A 14,953-nucleotide genomic window follows, 5' to 3' on the forward strand; every position below is an offset into this window, starting at 1 on the left:
CGCAGCCCACCCGAGGGCGGCCCGTACGGTAACGGAGGTGACCAACTTTCACACCCGTCTCGGCGCTGAGGTCGCCGACGCCCTGCGTGACGGTCGACCGGTCGTCGCCCTGGAGAGCACCATCGTCTCGCATGGTCTGCCCCGACCGGACAACCTGCGAGTGGCCCGCCAGATCGAGCGGGCCGTACGGGAGGCCGGCGCGGTCCCGGCCACCATCGGAATGGTCGGCGGCGAGCTGGTGGTGGGGCTCGATGACGCCCAGCTCACCCGGCTCGCCACCGTCGACGGAGTGAGCAAACTCTCCGTACGCGATCTGGCGGTGGCCGCCGCCACCGGCGCGGACGGCGCCACCACGGTGGCCGCCACCAGCGCGGTCGCCGCGGCGGCCGGGATCGGTGTCTTCGCCACCGGCGGGCTGGGCGGCGTGCACCGGGAGGCGGCGCAGACCTTCGACGAGTCCGCCGACCTGGTGACCCTGGCCCGGACGCCGATCGCGGTGGTCTGCGCCGGGGTGAAGTCGATCCTCGACGTGGGCGCGACGCTGGAGCGGCTGGAGACCCTCGGCGTGGGCGTGGTCGGCTACCGCACCCGGCGGTTCCCCGGCTTCTACCTGACCGACGCCGGCTTCGACCTGGACTGGTCGGTGGACTCCCCGGCGCAGGTGGCGGACGTGCTGGCCGCCCGGGAGCAGCAGGGGGTGCACGGCGGCGGGCTGATCGTGGCCAACCCGCTCCCGACCGACGAGCAGCTCGACCCGGCGCTGCACGACCGGACCCTCGCCGAGGGCCTCGCCCGGCTGGGCCGCGAGGGGGTGACCGGCAAGGCGGTGACCCCGTTCCTGCTGGCCCACTTCCACTCGGCCACCGAGGGCGCCAGCCTGGCGGTGAACGTGCGGATCATCCTGCGCAACGCCGACCTGGCCGCCCGGATCGCCGTCGCCGCGGCCGCCCTGCGCGCCGACGCGCCGGCATGACCGGCCCGTCCCGCGTGGTCGTGGTCGGTGACCTGATCACCGATGTGGTGGCGGTGCTGGCCGGGCCGCTGGCCACCGGCTCGGACACCCCGGCGACGATCCAGGTGAGCGGGGGTGGCCAGGCGGCCAACACCGCGGCGTGGATCGCGGCGCAGGGCGTGCCGGTGACGCTGGTGGGCGCGGTCGGCGACGACAGCGCCGGGCGGGACCGGGTGGCCGAGCTGGAGCGGGTCGGCGTGGAGTGCGCCGTCGAGGCCCATCCGGGCTGCGCCACCGGCACGGTGATCGTGCTGGCCACCGCCGGGGAACGCACGATGGTCACCGAACGCGGCGCGAACCTGCGGCTGACCGTCGAGCACGTCGAGCGGGCGCTGGCCGCGGCGCCGGACGCCGCGCACCTGCACCTGTCCGGGTACTGCCTGCTGGACGCCGCGTCGCGGCCGGCCGGGCTGGCGGCGTTGGCCGCCGCCCGCGCGCGCGGGCTCACCACCAGCGTCGACGCGGCCTCCGCGGCGCCGCTGCGGCGGGTCGGCGCGGCGGCCTTCCTGTCCTGGGTACGCGACGTCGACCTGCTCCTGGTCAACGCGGACGAGGCCGGGGTGCTCGCCGGCGGGCTGGACCCGGGGGCGCAGGCGCGGGCGCTGTCGGTGTCGGCCCGGCGGGTGGTGGTGAAGCGGGGCGAGGCCGGGGCGGTCTGGGTCGACCGGAGCGCGACGGTGAGCGTGGCGCCCGCCCGGCGGGTCGCGGTGGTCGACGTCACCGGCGCCGGGGACGCCTTCGCGGCGGGCCTGCTGACCGCCTGGCTGGGCGGCGCGGAGCCGCGGGCGGCGCTGGGCCGCGCCGGCGATCTCGGGGCGCTGGCCGTCTCGACGGTGGGCGCCCGACCGACGGCCTGAACCGGGCGGACCCGCACGAGGCGGACCCCGCATGGCGCGACGGGCGCATGACGCGGACGGGCGCCGGACCGGACGGTCCGGCGCCCCGACGGTCAGGGTTCGACGTCGATGATCTTGTGCGGCCGCTCCTCGGCGGTCAGGCTCATCGGCGGCGTCTCGTCGCGCATCCTGGGCTGGAACTTCCCCGCCAGCCGGTGCTGCTCCTTCGGCGGGCGGTCGTTGGCCAGCAGCACTGCCAGCCACGGGATGAGCACCATCCCGACGGCGCACAGCGGCAGCCAGAGCCAGAGCAGCGGGGCCTCCACGCCGACCAGGATCGCACCGGCGATCACGCAGGCCACCCGGATGCCCATCATCAGCACGTACCGCTTCTGCCGGCTGGTGAGCTGGTCGTCCTGGCTGCGCGAGGCGTCGGTGATCAGAATCGGCTGGTACGCCTGACGCTTCACCACGGGCCTCCTCGAGGGGATTACGACCCATCCTGTCACTCCCGGGCCGTGATCAGCGAAAATCGACTCATCCCAGTGCGTGTTACGCCCGTGGTACGCTCCGCCCGTGGGCAACCGCTTCAGCTTCACCGACGAGGCGTTGACCAACCTGCGGGTCTACGACGTCACACCCGGGGAAGTCTGGGAAGCCCTGCACAGCACCCGCCGGGTGATCCGGCACCTGGGCGACGACGTCATGGTCGTCTACGCGGCGAACCGCCGCGGCAGGCGGCTGGCCGTGCTGCTCGCCGAGGCCGACGGCACCGACAACGACTGGGACATCCTCTCCGCCCGCGACCTGAGCGACGTCGAGGCCAAGCGCTACGACGAGGCCGTGCGGAGGGATCGCCGACGAGGAGGCGGTCACGATGAACCGTGACGACGCGACCAAGCAGTTCCACGGTGGCGACGACGCGTTCGCCGAGCTGATCGACGAGAGCCAGCCGGTGGAGCTGCCCACCCCCGACAGCGACGTGCCGATGGTCAGCCGCTCGGTACGCCTGCCGCTGGAGACCTACGAGCGGGTCCGGGCGGCCGCCGAGGCCCGGGGCATCGGCGTCACCACGCTGATGCGGCAGTGGATCGAGGCCGGGCTGGCCGACCTGGACGACTCCGCCACCGTCTCCCTCGCCGACGTACGGCGGGCACTGGCCTCGCTGTCCCGCCCGACCGCCGCCTGACCGTCCGTCACAACGGTGGCGGCGAGGGCTGCTCGGGCGGACGGCCGCGCGCCCGCAGCGCGTCTGCCAGCGCGATTCCCGCCACCACCGTCGAGGTGGCGGCGGCGACCGCCAGCGGGGGCAGCCGCGTCATCAGCGGCACCATCGCCACCAGCACGACCAGCCCCAGCAGCCGGGACCGGGACACCCGTCCGAACACCTCGTACTCGAAGCGCGCCCGACCGAGCACGAAGAGCGCCGGGCCGCCGATGATCACGGTGAGCCAGGCCGGGTCGGTGTGCCCGCCGGGGTGGGCGATGACGAGCTCGTAGCCGACGGCGGAGGCGACGATGCCGGCCACCATGACCAGGTGGGTGTACGTCGCCGACTCGGCGAGCCGCCCCGGCCGGGCCGACCCGGCCACCGCGTCCGCCAGCACCGTACCGGCCCGGTAGAAGTAGATGCGCCAGAGCAGCGCCGTGGTGGCAAACGTGATGGCGAAGGCGACCCACCGCGCTGGGGTGAACTCGCTCCCGCTCAGCGTGAATCCGCTGATGAGGATCATCTCCCCCAGCGCGATGATGATGAACTGCTGGTAGCGCTCGGCCAGATGCTCACCGGTGACCGTCCAGGAGGAGGCGGGCAAACGGCCACGTCCCGGCAGCGGCCAGCCCAGCCGCCCCGCACCGTAGTCGATGATCACCGCGACGGTCCACAGCGCTCCGCGGGCGTCGTCGTGCAGGATCGCTCCGGCGATCCACGGCACCCCCGCCACCACCGACCAGGCGAGGATGCGCCCGGCGACGTGCCGCTCCCGATGACCCCGCATCACCACGGTGAGGACGAGCGGGCGGCCCACCTGGACGGCGACGTAGCCGACCGCGAAGGAGAGACCACGGGTGTCGAACGCCTCCGGCAGCGACACCGCCATCACCATGCTGCCGAACATCGAACCGGCCACGACCAGCTGGAGAGCCGGCAGATCGGGGTTGTAGCGGCTCGTGGTCCACGTGGTCAGCGACCACACGAACCAGAGGGCGAGCAGGAGCAGCAGCGTCTGCCCCGCCTCGGGCAGGAAGAGCCTCCGCTCCACGGTGAAGTCGTCGACCAGCCGGTTCGACACCCGGGTGAGCGCGAAGACGAAGGCGACGTCGAAGAAGAGTTCCAGGAAGGTCGCCCGCGGCGAGGTCTCCTCGCCGCGGAGGAACTGCTTCCCCGGTTGCGCCACCATCCCCCGCCCGCCGTCGTCGCCCGACGCACTCACGATCGCGCACGGAAGGACGGCCGGGTCAGGTTTTGGCCCCCTTGGCCGCCGCCTTCATCTGCTGCTTGGACTCGCGCACCCGGCGCAGCGACTCCGGGTCGGTGATGTCGGCCACCGACCGGTACGCGTCTGCTTCGCCGTACCCGCCGGCGGCCTCCCGCCAGCCGTCCGGGCGCACGTCGTACCGCTTGCCGAGCAGGGCGACGAAGATCTGCGCCTTCTGCTTGCCGAAGCCGGGCAGCTCGCCGATGCGGCGCAGCAGTTCCCGCCCGTCGGCGGCGTCCGACCAGAGCCGGGCGGCGTCGCCGTCGTACCGGTCGACGAGCACCTGGCACACCTGCTGGACCCGGGCCGCCATCGCCTTCGGGAAGCGGTGCAGCGCCGGTGGCCGGGCGAAGATCTCGACCAGCGCCTCGGGGTCGTACCCGGCCAGCTCCCGGGCGTCCGGCTCGTGCCCCAGCCGCTGCGCCAGCACGTACGGCGAGGTGAACGCCTTCTCGAGTGGGATCTGCTGGTCGAGGACCATGCCGGTCAGCAGGGCCAGCGGGCTGCGCTCCAGCAGCCGGTTGGCCTCGGGGTCGATGGGCAACGAGAGCGTCATGCGCCCATCCTGCCGGTCGGCGCGACGGGCGCGTCGTCGACTCCCCGAGCGGGCGCCGGACCCACAGGAACACCAAGGTTAGCCTGTGCTAACTTCTCCCCGTCGGCGGGGGGCCCGCCGGCCGGAGCCGAAGGAGTGCCGCCGTGCCCGTTCCCGCCCACAGGTCCCTCGCGGTCACCGTCGCCGCCGGCCTGCTCTCGTTCGGCCTGGTCGCCTGCGGGTCCGGCGAGGACGACGCCGCCGATCCCGGCAAGCCCGGCGACAAGACCATCACCGTCTACAGCGGCCGCAACGAGGCCCTGGTCAAGCCGCTGCTCGACAAGTTCAGCCAGCAGACCGGCATCACCATCAAGACCCGCTACGCCACCACCGCCCAGCTCGCCGCCCAGCTGGTCGAGGAGGGCGGCAAGTCGCCGGCCGACGCGTTCTTCGCCCAGGACGCCGGCGCCCTCGGCGCGGTCGCCAAGCGGGACATGTTCGCCCCGCTGCCCGCCGCCGCACTGGACAAGGTGCCGCAGAGCTACCGGGCCCGCACCGGCCAGTGGGTGGGCGTCAGCGCCCGCGCCCGGGTACTCGCGTACAACGCCGACAGTGTGCCCGCCGCCGAGCTGCCGACGTCGGTCTTCGCGCTGACCGACCCGAAGTGGAAGGGCAAGATCGGCGTCGCCCCGACCAACGCCTCGTTCCAGGCGTTCGTCACCGCGATCCGGGTGCAGCACGGCGACCAGAAGGCGAAGGACTTCCTCGCCGGCCTCAAGGCCAACGAGCCGCAGATCCGGGACAACAACATCAAGATCGTGGAAGAGGTCGACAAGGGCACCATCGCGGTCGGCCTGGTCAACCACTACTACCTCGGCGAGGTGGCCAAGGAGAAGGGCACCACCCCGGACGCGCTCAAGGCCAAGCTGCACTTCTTCCCCGGCGGCGACACCGGCGCCCTGGTCAACGTCGCCGGCGTCGGCGTGCTCAAGCGTTCCGCCGAGGACCCGGACACCAAGGCCTTCGTGGACTTCCTGCTCGGCCCGGAGTCGCAGCAGTACTTCGCCGAGCAGACCTTCGAGTACCCGGTGGTCACCGGGGCCGGCACCCCGGCCGGCGTGCCGCCGCTGGCGGAACTGGACACCCCGGACATCGACCTGAACGACCTGGACACGCTCGACGCCACGATCGGCCTGATCAAGGACTCGGGGCTCGTACCCTGACCGCCCCGACCACCACGCCCGAGGCAGGGCCGGCCCGTTCCGGGCCGGCCCGCTTCGGCGTACCAGGGTCGTTGCGCCGGCTGGCGCCGCGCCCGGCGCTGCTCGCGGCCTCGACCGCCGCGGTCGCCGTGGCCCTGATCCCCCTGGTCTATCTCGCGGTACGCACCGCGGAGGCGGGCGCCGACCGGGTCGTCGCCGAGCTGTGGACCGAGCGGGTCGGGCTGCTGGCGGTCCGCAGCCTCGCTCTGGCCGCCGTGGTCACCACCGCCTGCGTGCTGCTCGGCGTGGGCGCCGCCTGGCTGGTGACCCGGACCGACCTGCCCGGCCGGCGCGCCTTCGCGGTGCTCGCCGCGCTGCCGCTGGCCGTGCCCACCTACATCGCCGCGTTCGCCTGGGTCTCGCTGTTCGACCGGTTGGAGGGCTTCTGGCCGGCCGCGCTGGTGCTGACCCTCTGCTCGTACCCGTACGTCTTCCTGCCGGTCGCGGCGGCGCTGCGCGGCGCTGACCCGGCGCAGGAGGAGGTCTCCCGCTCGCTGGGCCGGGGCGGCTGGCGCACCTTCACCGACGTCACGCTGCGCCAGATCCGGCCGGCGACCGCCGCCGGGGCGCTGCTCGTCGCGCTCTACGTGCTGGCCGACTTCGGCGCGGTGTCGATCCTGCGCGCCGACACCTTCACCCGGGCCATCTTCATCGCCTTCGACCTGGGTTTCGACCGCACCGGCGCGCTCGTGCTCTCCAGCGTGCTGGTGGCGCTGACCGTGCTGCTGCTGGCCGGGGAGACCGCCACCCGCCGGCGCGGCGCCCGGTACGCCCGGCTCGGCGGCACCCGCCGCCCCGCCGCCCGGCTGCGCCTCGGTCCGGCCCGCTGGCCCGCGCTCGCCGCGCTGCTCGCGGTGGCCGCGCTGGCGCTCGGCGTGCCGGCGCTCAGCCTGGCCCGTCGGTTGGTCAGCGGGGTGTCCCGACCTGGCGCGCTCGGCGAGGTCGCCACGGCCGCCGGCAACTCGCTCTGGCTGTCGCTGGCCGGGGCCGCGCTGACCATGCTGCTGGCCCTGCCGCTGGGGCTGCTCACCGCACGCGCCCCCGGCCCGCTGGCCACCGCGCTGGACCGGCTCGCCTACCTGGCCCACGCCCTGCCCGGGGTGGTGATCGGGCTGTCGCTGATCTTCTTCGGCATCAGCGTCGCGTATCCGCTGTACCAGACGCCGTGGCTGCTGGCGCTGGCCTACGCGACGCTCTTCCTGCCGCTGGCCGTCGGCGCGGTGGCGGGTGCCGCCGCCCAGGCGCCACCCGGTCTGGAGGAGGTGGCCCGCTCGCTGGGGCGCGGACCGCTGGCCGTGCTGCGCACGGTCACCCTGCCGCTGACCCTGCCCGGGATCGGGGCGGGGGCGGCGCTGGTCTTCCTCACCGGCATGAAGGAACTTCCAGCCACCCTGCTGCTGCGCCCCACCGGCACCGACACCCTGGCCACCGAGCTGTGGACGGCGACCTCCGTCGGGGCGTACGCGGCCGCCGCTCCCTACGCGGCGCTGCTGGTGGTCATCTCGGCGCTGCCCACCTGGTGGCTGGTCGCCCGGGGCGGCCTGCTCGACAAGGAGGACCGATGAGCGAGGTGGTGCTGACCGGCGTCGTCAAGCGGTACGGCCCGGTGACCGCGCTGGACGGCGTGGACCTGACCGTCCCGGCGGGCGCGCTGACCGCCGTCCTCGGCCCGTCCGGCTGCGGCAAGACCACCCTGCTGCGCTGCCTGGCCGGCTTCGAACGCCTGGACGCGGGAGCGATCCGGGTGGACGGGCGCGAGGTGGCCGGCCCCGGTCGGCACCTGCCGGCGCACCGCCGCCGGATCGCCGTGGTGCCGCAGGAGGGCGCCCTCTTCCCGCACCTCACCGTCGCGGCGAACATCTCATACGGGCTGGACCGCGCCGACCGGCGGGGCGACCGGGTCGACGAGGTGCTGGCCCTGGTCGGGCTCGCCGGGTACGGCGACCGGATGCCGCACCAGCTCTCCGGCGGCCAGCAGCAGCGGGTCGCGGTGGCCCGGGCGCTGGCGCCGCGCCCGTCGCTGGTGCTGCTCGACGAGCCGTTCAGCGCGCTCGACGCCGGGCTGCGCGCCGGGCTGCGGCACGACGTCCGGGAGGCGCTGCGGGCCGACGGGGCGACCGCCGTGCTGGTCACCCACGACCAGGGCGAGGCCCTGTCGGTGGCGGACCGGGTGGTGGTGCTGCGGTCCGGGCGGGTGGTGCAGTCCGCCGCGCCGGGCACGCTCTACCGGGAGCCGGCCGACCAGTGGGTGGCCGGGTTCGTCGGCGACGCGGTGCTGCTGCCGGCGGTCGCATCGGACGGCACCGCCCGCAGTCCCCTCGGCGCCCTGCCGCTCGCCGGCGCCGCGCCGGACGGTCCGGTGACCGTGCTGGTCCGGCCCGAGCAGCTGCGCCTGACCCCCGCTCTGGGCGGCGAGGAGGTGACCGCGACCGTGCTGCGGCACGACTTCCACGGCCACGACGCGCTGGTCGCCCTCCGGCTGGCCGACGGTACCCGGGTCACCGCCCGGGTCTGGGACGACTCCGAGCCCGTCCCGGTCGGCACCGAGGTCTCCCTCCGCGTGGAAGGCCCCGCCCGGGCCTGGCCCGCGGAGCCCAGCCCCGCTCCGGTCGACGAACCGGCGCTGCCGGTCTCCTGACCCGTCCGGCCGTCCCCGCACCAACCGAGATCCACTCCGTTTGCGGCGTGTGGCGGTATCCCAAGGCGCCGGGACACCGCGACATGCCGCAACCCGTGCCGATCATCGCCTGAGCACGGGACGCGGCCCGGTGGACAGGGGTGGTGTCCACCGGACCGCGCCGGACGGTGCCGTCAGTTGACGACGAAGAGCAGCCGGTTCGGCGAGCCCGTGCCCGGGTTGGTCACCCTGCCGGTGGTGGCGTTGGTGGTCAGGTAGCTGGCCACCTGCGCCGGGGTGTACGACGGGTTGGCCGAGAGCACCAGCGCCGCGGCGCCGGCCACGTGCGGCGAGGCCATGGACGTGCCGCTGATGGTGTTGGAGGCGGTGTCGCTGGTCCGCCAGGCGGACAGGATGCTCGACCCCGGCGCGAAGATGTCCACGCAGGAGCCGTAGTTGGAGTAGGACGCGCGGGCGTCGCTGCTGGTGGTGGCGCCGACGGTGATCGCGGCGGCGGCCCGGGCGGGCGAGTAGCCGCAGGCGTTGGCGCTGGAGTTGCCGGCCGCCACCGCGTACGTGACGCCCGAGTTGACCGAGTTGGTCACCGCGTTGTCGATGGAGGTGCTGGCGCCGCCGCCGAGGCTCATGTTGGCCACCGCCGGCTTGACCGCGTTGGCGGTCACCCAGTTGATGCCGCGAACCACGCCGGTGGTGCTGCCGCTGCCCGAGCAGTTGAGCACCTTCACCGCGATCAGGCGGACGGCCTTCGCCACGCCGTACCGGTTGCCGCCGACGGTGCCGGCGACGTGGGTGCCGTGGCCGTTGCAGTCGGTGTTGTTGCTGTCGACGGTGTTGGTGCCCCAGCTGGCCCGGCCACCGAAGTCGGTGTGGGTGGTCCGGATCCCGGTGTCGATGATGTACGCCCGGACGTTGGAGGCCGTGTTCGGGTACGTGTAGCTGGCGTTGAGCGGCAGGGTGCGCTGGTCGATCCGGTCCAGGCCCCACGGCGGGTTGGCCTGGGTGCCCTGGACGGTGACCACCCGGTCCTGCTCGACGTAGGCGACGGCCGGGTCGGCGGCGAGCCGGCGGGCCTGGCCGGCGCTCATCTTCGCGCTGAAGCCGGTGAGGGCGGCGCTGTAGACGTCGGCGACGCTGCCGCCGTACCGCTTGGCGAGGGTGGCGGCGCGGTCCGGCACGGCGGTGCGGGCGGCGAGGGTGTTCGCGGCGCCGACCGCGTCGGTCCGCAGCACGACCAGGTAGCTGCCGCTGATCGCGCCGGCCGCGGACGCGCCGCGGACCTCCCCGGTGGGGGCGGCGAGGGCGGGGGTGGACGCGGCGACGGAGAGCGCCGCCGCGGCGGCCGTGACGGCGAGGGCGCGGATCGCGCGGCGCCGGGGGACGGGCAGAGCTGACATCGTCTGACTCCCTACCGGTACGCCCCGGGCAGGCTGGTGGCCGCCGGGACGCCCATCGACGGATGTTGGGGCAGATGCTAGCCACACATCGATGACCATAAAAGAGATAACAACCAATCAATACAGCTCGCGGTATGGATGTCGCGGGTGCCGGCCGATCGACCGCCGTCGGGGGGCAGGATGGCGACGTGGACCGACACGACATGCTGCTCTCCCCCGCCGGCGTCGAGGCGCTGCGCACCGCGCTGACCCGGGCGGACTTCACCTCGAACGGGATCGCCGGCCGGCTCGGTGCGCAGGCCACCGGCGGGGTGGCCCGCAACGACTTCCGCGCCGCCCTGCGCGCCACCGAGGACCGCGACCCGCTCGCCACGCTGATCCGGGTCTTCATCTGCGACCAGACCGAGCCCGAGGCGGCGGTCGCCGCCGCGCTCGCCCCGCTGGACCTCGCCGAGGCGCTCGCCGGCGGGCTGGTCGAACGGCATGGCGACGGCCTGCGCGCCGGCGTCGACCTGGAACCGTACGGGGACGACTGGTGGGTCCTCGCCGACGTACCGGCCAGCGCCCGCCCCGGCCGACCGCTGCACAGCGAACACGTGCTCGGCATCGGCGGCGCCACCCAGACGCTGATCGGCGCCACCGTCCGGCGGCCGGCGCAGACCGCGCTGGACCTGGGCACCGGCTCCGGCGTCCAGGCGCTGCACCTGGCCACCCACGCCCGCCGGGTCACCGCCACCGACGTCTCCGAGCGGGCGCTGCGCTTCGCCGCCACCACCGCCGCGCTCAACGGCCAGGACTGGGAGCTGCTCCGCGGCGACCTGGTCGCCCCGGTCGCCGGACGCCGCTTCGACCTGGTGGTGAGCAATCCACCGTTCGTGGTCGGCCCGGGCACCACCACCCACGTCTACCGCGACTCCGGGCGGGTCGGCGACGCGATCGGCGCCGAGCTGGCCGCCGCCGCGCCGGGCCTGCTCACCGAGGGCGGCACCATGCAGTACCTGGCGAACTGGGTGCACGTGGCCGGCGAGGAGTGGCACGAGCGGGTGACCGGCTGGTTCGCGGGTACCGGCCTGGACGCCTGGGTGATCCAGCGCGAGGTGGCCGACCCGATGGCGTACGTCAACCTCTGGCTCACCGACGTCGGCGAGGCGGCCGACCCGCAGCGGATGGCGGCCTGGCTGGACTGGTTCGACGCGCACAAGGTGGAGGCGATCGGCTTCGGCATCGTCTCGCTGCGCCGGTCCGGGCACGCCGACCCGGTGATCCGGGTCGAGGACCTGCGCCAACGGGTGGAACCCCCGATGGGCGACCGGATCGCCACCTGGTTCGACCGCCAGGACTTCCTCCGGGTACGCGACACCGACGGGCTGCTCGCCGAGCGCTACCGGGCCGCCGAGGGGCTCCAGCTGCGGCAGGAGGCCACCATGGGCGACGAGGGGTGGGCGGTGGACCGGCAGGTCCTCACGATGCCGCACGGGCTGCGCTGGAGCGAGGAGGTCGACCCGCTGGTGCTGGCGCTGGTCGGCGGCTGCGACGGCCGGCTGGCGCTGCGCGACCAGCTCGCCCTGCTGGCCGCCGCGCACGACGTCACCCCGCAGGAGCTGGCCGAGGCGGCCGGCCCGATCGTGGCGCACCTGATCGAACGCGGCATCATCGAGCCGGTGACGGCGTGACGCGGGTCGCGCCGGCGGTGCCGGGAGGCGGCCGAAGGGGGGTCCGCTGATGCGGGCGGTGGTGCAGACGGTCGGCCGGGCGAGCGTGACGGTCGACGGCGCGGTGGTCGGCCAGATCGACGACGGGCTGCTGGTGCTGCTCGGCGTGACGCACGCCGACACGCCGCAGGTGGCCGGGACGATGGCCCGCAAGATCCACGAGCTGCGCATCCTCGACGACGACCGCAGCGCCGCCGACACCGGCGCCCCGATCCTGGTGGTCAGCCAGTTCACCCTCTACGGCGACGCCCGCAAGGGCAGGCGTCCGAGCTGGACCGCCGCCGCCCCGGCGGAGGTCGCCGAACCCCTGGTGACGGCGGTGGTGGAGGCGCTCCGCGACCGCGGCGCCAAGGTCGAGACGGGCCGCTTCCGCGCCCACATGCTGGTGGAGAGCGTCAACGTCGGCCCCCGCACCCTCCTCCTCGACCTCTGAACCCCGCCCCTCCCGCCCCGGCCCCCGGCCCCCGGCTGGTTGATCAAGAAGTTTGCGTCGGCCGAGCCCGCTTTTTCCGACGCAAACTTCTTGATCACCGGCGAGGGGCGGCCGGGAGTGGGGGTCAGAAGAAGAGGCCGCGGCGTTGGATGGACTGGCGGAGCCAGCCGTCGAGCTGGGCGGCCCAGTCGGTGCGGTCCAGGGTGGCGTGGTCGACGGTGAAGCGGCCGAAGGCGTCGCGGCCCTCGGTGAGGATCCCGCCCCGCTTGTCCATCTCCAGCACCACCTGGGTCTGCTGCGGGTCGCTGATGAAGGTCAGCTCCAGCTGGTTGATCGCGCGGGCGTACTGCGGCGCCGGGTGGAACTCGATCTCCTGGTAGAACGGCAGGCTCTGCCGTACGCCGTAGATGTGCCCCCGCTCGACGTCGGCCCGGGCGAACCGGAAGCCCAGCCGCAGCAGCGCCTCCAGCAGCCGCTCCTGCGCCGGCAGCGGGTGCACCGCCACCGGGTCCAGGTCGCCCTTGTCGACGGCCCGCGCCACCTCCAGCTCGGTACGCAGACCCATCGTCATCCCGTGCAGGTGCTGCCCGTACAGGTCGGTCAGCGGGGTCTCCCAGGGCACGTCGAAGCGGAACGGGATGTCGTACCGCTGGCCGGGCTCCAGCCGGAACGGGCCGGTGACCTGGCGGCGGCCGAACTCCTGCGTGGTGTCGTACTCGGAGTCGGCGCCCTCCACCTCGACCCGGGTGACCAGGCCGAGGGCCACATAGGAGACGTCCACCTGGTGGTCCCCGCCGGCCACCTGGATCCGTCCCTCCAGTTGACCGCCCGGACGGCAGTTCGGGTTGGCCAGAACGGTTTCCACCGAGGGACCACCCACACCCATCGCCTGCATGAGCCGCTTGAAGACCACCACGTCCTCCGTCGCCTGTTCCGGTCGGCCCCGGTGGCCGACCGCTGGCACGGTAACCGTCGCCGGCAAGCGGACCGGGCGACGACACCCGGCAACCGACCGGATTGCTGTCGGGTCCCCGATCGCCTCACTCCCGTTTCACGCCCCGGTTGGAAAGCTGTCTGTCACCGGCACCACTGGGGCCGGTACGCGGCACAGAAGCGGACACGGGGAGAGACTGAGATGGCCCTGCAGATGATCGAGAACCAGACGCGCCCGGCCGCCACCATCGACGCCGAGCACGGCACGGAGACCCTGACCGACCTGGACGCGACCGACGAGCGCGGCATCTCCACCGACCTCGTCCGGGCGTACCTGAACGGGATCGGCCGGACGAAGCTGCTGACCGCCGCGCAGGAGGTCGAGCTGGCGAAGCGGATCGAGGCGGGGCTGTTCGCCGACGAAAAGCTCTCCGCCTGCACCCCGGTCTCCGCCGAGCTGAAGAGTGACCTGGAGCTGATCGTGGCGCAGGGCCGCGCCGCCAAGGACCACCTGCTGGAGGCCAACCTCCGGCTGGTGGTGAGCATCGCCAAGCGCTACACCGGGCGCGGGATGGCGTTCCTGGACCTGATCCAGGAGGGCAACCTGGGCCTGATCCGCGCGGTGGAGAAGTTCGACTACGCCAAGGGCTACAAGTTCTCCACGTACGCCACCTGGTGGATCCGGCAGGCGATCACCCGGGCGATGGCCGACCAGGCCCGCACCATCCGCATCCCGGTGCACATGGTCGAGCAGGTCAACCGGATGGTCCGGGTCCGCCGCGAGCTGTCGGTCTCGCTGGGCCGGGAGCCCACCGTGGCCGAGGTGGCCGTCGCCCTGGAGATCCCCGAGTACCAGGTGATCGAGCTGATCTCGTACGACCGGGAGCCGGTCAGCCTGGACCAGGCCGTCGGCGAGGACGGCGAGAGCGCGCTGGGTGACTTCGTCGCCGCGGTCGACCCGCGCCAGGAGCCGGGTGACGCGGCCGCCAACGGTGAGCTGCGCAACGAGGTGAGCATCGTGCTGGCCACCCTCTCCCAGCGGGAGCAGGCGGTGATCCGGCTGCGGTTCGGCCTGGACGACGGCCGGCAGCGCACCCTGGACGAGGTGGGCAAGGAGTTCGGCCTGTCCCGGGAGCGGATCCGGCAGATCGAGAAGGTGACGCTGCTCAAGCTGCGCGCGCCGGAGCGGGCGCAGCGGCTGGAGGCGTACGCCTGCTGACCCGACCCCGATCGGAGGGCCCCGGCGGTTCGCCGGGGCCCTCCGGCGTGTGGCGCCTGGGTGATGTCGTACTCCTCGGGCAGGGTCGGCGGATGAACTGGACGCTGGAACTGGTGGTGGTACCGGTCAGCGACGTGGACCGGGCCAAGGAGTTCTACGCCGACCGGCTCGGCTTCGCCGTCGACCACGACACCCGCGTCGGCGACGACGTGCGCATCGTGCAGCTCACTCCCCCGGGTTCCGGCTGCTCGGTCGTGATCGGCCGCGGCGCGGTGCCCGACATGCCGCCGGGCTCGCTCAAGGGCCTCCAACTGGTGGTGCCCGACCTGGAGAAGGCGCGCGCGGAGCTGGTCGCGCGGGGCGTGGAGGTCAGCGAGATCCAGGTGTTGGGCGAGAATCCCCGGCCGGTGCCGCACCCGCTGGACAATGTGGGCTTCGTCTTCTTCACCGACCCGGACGGCAACGCCTGGGGCGTGCAGCAGATCTCCAGCCGCGGCTGAGC

General features: G+C 73.8%; 16 protein-coding genes. 11 read left to right on the top strand and 5 right to left on the bottom strand.

All coding sequences use genetic code 11. The features are described 5' to 3' along the window. Positions 1-37: 37 nt before the first annotated feature. The gene (locus M2302_RS02825; RefSeq protein WP_280836389.1) at positions 38-973 is read left to right on the top strand and encodes a pseudouridine-5'-phosphate glycosidase; all 936 of its coding nucleotides are present in this window, start codon (positions 38-40) and stop codon (positions 971-973) included. Continuing rightward, positions 970-1,869, top strand: a complete 900-nt coding sequence (locus M2302_RS02830; protein ID WP_280836390.1) for a carbohydrate kinase family protein — start codon at positions 970-972, stop codon at positions 1,867-1,869. Before M2302_RS02825 ends, M2302_RS02830 begins: the two co-directional genes overlap by 4 nt. A gap of 92 nt (positions 1,870-1,961) precedes the next feature. Here the strand turns inward: M2302_RS02830 and M2302_RS02835 are convergent, their stop codons facing one another. Continuing rightward, positions 1,962-2,318, bottom strand: a complete 357-nt coding sequence (locus M2302_RS02835; protein WP_280836536.1) for a DUF3099 domain-containing protein — start codon at positions 2,316-2,318, stop codon at positions 1,962-1,964. A 106-nt stretch (positions 2,319-2,424) separates the two neighbouring features. Here M2302_RS02835 and M2302_RS02840 point away from each other — a divergent pair, with 106 nt between their 5' ends. Next, positions 2,425-2,736, top strand: coding sequence for a hypothetical protein (locus tag M2302_RS02840; RefSeq protein WP_246158594.1), 312 nt, complete (start codon positions 2,425-2,427; stop codon positions 2,734-2,736). After that, positions 2,726-3,037, top strand: coding sequence for a hypothetical protein (locus tag M2302_RS02845; RefSeq protein WP_280836391.1), 312 nt, complete (start codon positions 2,726-2,728; stop codon positions 3,035-3,037). The genes M2302_RS02840 and M2302_RS02845 overlap by 11 nt, the downstream gene beginning before the upstream one ends. 7 nt (positions 3,038-3,044) lie before the next feature. On the opposite strand, the gene M2302_RS02850 is transcribed toward M2302_RS02845, so the two are convergent. Next, a complete protein-coding gene (locus M2302_RS02850) occupies positions 3,045-4,280 on the bottom strand; it encodes a low temperature requirement protein A (RefSeq protein WP_280836392.1) in 1,236 nt (411 codons plus the stop codon). Positions 4,281-4,305: 25 nt separating this feature from the next. Beyond that, a complete protein-coding gene (locus M2302_RS02855) occupies positions 4,306-4,881 on the bottom strand; it encodes an HhH-GPD-type base excision DNA repair protein (RefSeq protein ID WP_280836393.1) in 576 nt (191 codons plus the stop codon). A gap of 143 nt (positions 4,882-5,024) precedes the next feature. Between M2302_RS02855 and M2302_RS02860 the strand changes: the two genes are divergently transcribed. The 3 genes from M2302_RS02860 to M2302_RS02870 all read left to right on the top strand — a co-directional run bounded on the left by M2302_RS02860 (position 5,025) and on the right by M2302_RS02870 (position 8,760). Next, a complete protein-coding gene (locus tag M2302_RS02860) occupies positions 5,025-6,083 on the top strand; it encodes an iron ABC transporter substrate-binding protein (protein ID WP_280836394.1) in 1,059 nt (352 codons plus the stop codon). Positions 6,084-6,154: 71 nt separating this feature from the next. Then, positions 6,155-7,687, top strand: coding sequence for an iron ABC transporter permease (locus tag M2302_RS02865; protein WP_280836395.1), 1,533 nt, complete (start codon positions 6,155-6,157; stop codon positions 7,685-7,687). Continuing rightward, positions 7,684-8,760, top strand: coding sequence for an ABC transporter ATP-binding protein (locus tag M2302_RS02870; protein WP_280836396.1), 1,077 nt, complete (start codon positions 7,684-7,686; stop codon positions 8,758-8,760). Before M2302_RS02865 ends, M2302_RS02870 begins: the two co-directional genes overlap by 4 nt. 173 nt (positions 8,761-8,933) lie before the next feature. On the opposite strand, the gene M2302_RS02875 is transcribed toward M2302_RS02870, so the two are convergent. Beyond that, entirely contained in the window at positions 8,934-10,154 is a 1,221-nt protein-coding gene (locus M2302_RS02875) for a S8 family peptidase (RefSeq protein ID WP_280836397.1), read from the bottom strand. Between the two features lie 188 nt (positions 10,155-10,342). Here M2302_RS02875 and M2302_RS02880 point away from each other — a divergent pair, with 188 nt between their 5' ends. Continuing rightward, the gene (locus M2302_RS02880; protein ID WP_280836398.1) at positions 10,343-11,827 is read left to right on the top strand and encodes a methyltransferase; all 1,485 of its coding nucleotides are present in this window, start codon (positions 10,343-10,345) and stop codon (positions 11,825-11,827) included. 49 nt (positions 11,828-11,876) lie between these two features. Next, entirely contained in the window at positions 11,877-12,299 is a 423-nt protein-coding gene (gene dtd, locus M2302_RS02885; RefSeq protein ID WP_280836399.1) for a D-aminoacyl-tRNA deacylase, read from the top strand. 124 nt (positions 12,300-12,423) lie between these two features. Here dtd and M2302_RS02890 read toward each other — a convergent pair whose 3' ends face one another. After that, on the bottom strand, positions 12,424-13,212 hold the full coding sequence (locus M2302_RS02890) for a sporulation protein (protein WP_280836400.1): 789 nt from the start codon (positions 13,210-13,212) through the stop codon (positions 12,424-12,426). A 234-nt stretch (positions 13,213-13,446) separates the two neighbouring features. Here M2302_RS02890 and sigB point away from each other — a divergent pair, with 234 nt between their 5' ends. Both sigB and M2302_RS02900 read left to right on the top strand, forming a co-directional pair. Beyond that, positions 13,447-14,451 carry an RNA polymerase sigma factor SigB gene (sigB, locus tag M2302_RS02895; RefSeq protein WP_280836537.1) on the top strand — a complete coding sequence of 335 codons (1,005 nt, stop codon included), beginning with the start codon at positions 13,447-13,449 and terminating at the stop codon, positions 14,449-14,451. A 92-nt stretch (positions 14,452-14,543) separates the two neighbouring features. Continuing rightward, positions 14,544-14,951, top strand: a complete 408-nt coding sequence (locus M2302_RS02900) for a VOC family protein (protein ID WP_280836401.1) — start codon at positions 14,544-14,546, stop codon at positions 14,949-14,951. The last annotated feature ends 2 nt before the right edge of the window (positions 14,952-14,953 follow it).

This window comes from Micromonospora sp. A200 (assembly GCF_029893845.1).
Lineage (GTDB): Bacteria > Actinomycetota > Actinomycetes > Mycobacteriales > Micromonosporaceae > Micromonospora > Micromonospora purpureochromogenes.

Coding starts and splice junctions, on each gene's coding strand:
- M2302_RS02830 (WP_280836390.1), top strand. CDS start 970: ATGACCGGCCCGTCCCGCGTGGTCGTGGTCGGTGACCTGATCACCGAT.
- M2302_RS02845 (WP_280836391.1), top strand. CDS start 2,726: ATGAACCGTGACGACGCGACCAAGCAGTTCCACGGTGGCGACGACGCG.
- M2302_RS02855 (WP_280836393.1), bottom strand. CDS start 4,881: ATGACGCTCTCGTTGCCCATCGACCCCGAGGCCAACCGGCTGCTGGAG.
- M2302_RS02870 (WP_280836396.1), top strand. CDS start 7,684: ATGAGCGAGGTGGTGCTGACCGGCGTCGTCAAGCGGTACGGCCCGGTG.
- M2302_RS02875 (WP_280836397.1), bottom strand. CDS start 10,154: ATGTCAGCTCTGCCCGTCCCCCGGCGCCGCGCGATCCGCGCCCTCGCC.
- dtd (WP_280836399.1), top strand. CDS start 11,877: ATGCGGGCGGTGGTGCAGACGGTCGGCCGGGCGAGCGTGACGGTCGAC.
- sigB (WP_280836537.1), top strand. CDS start 13,447: ATGATCGAGAACCAGACGCGCCCGGCCGCCACCATCGACGCCGAGCAC.
- M2302_RS02900 (WP_280836401.1), top strand. CDS start 14,544: ATGAACTGGACGCTGGAACTGGTGGTGGTACCGGTCAGCGACGTGGAC.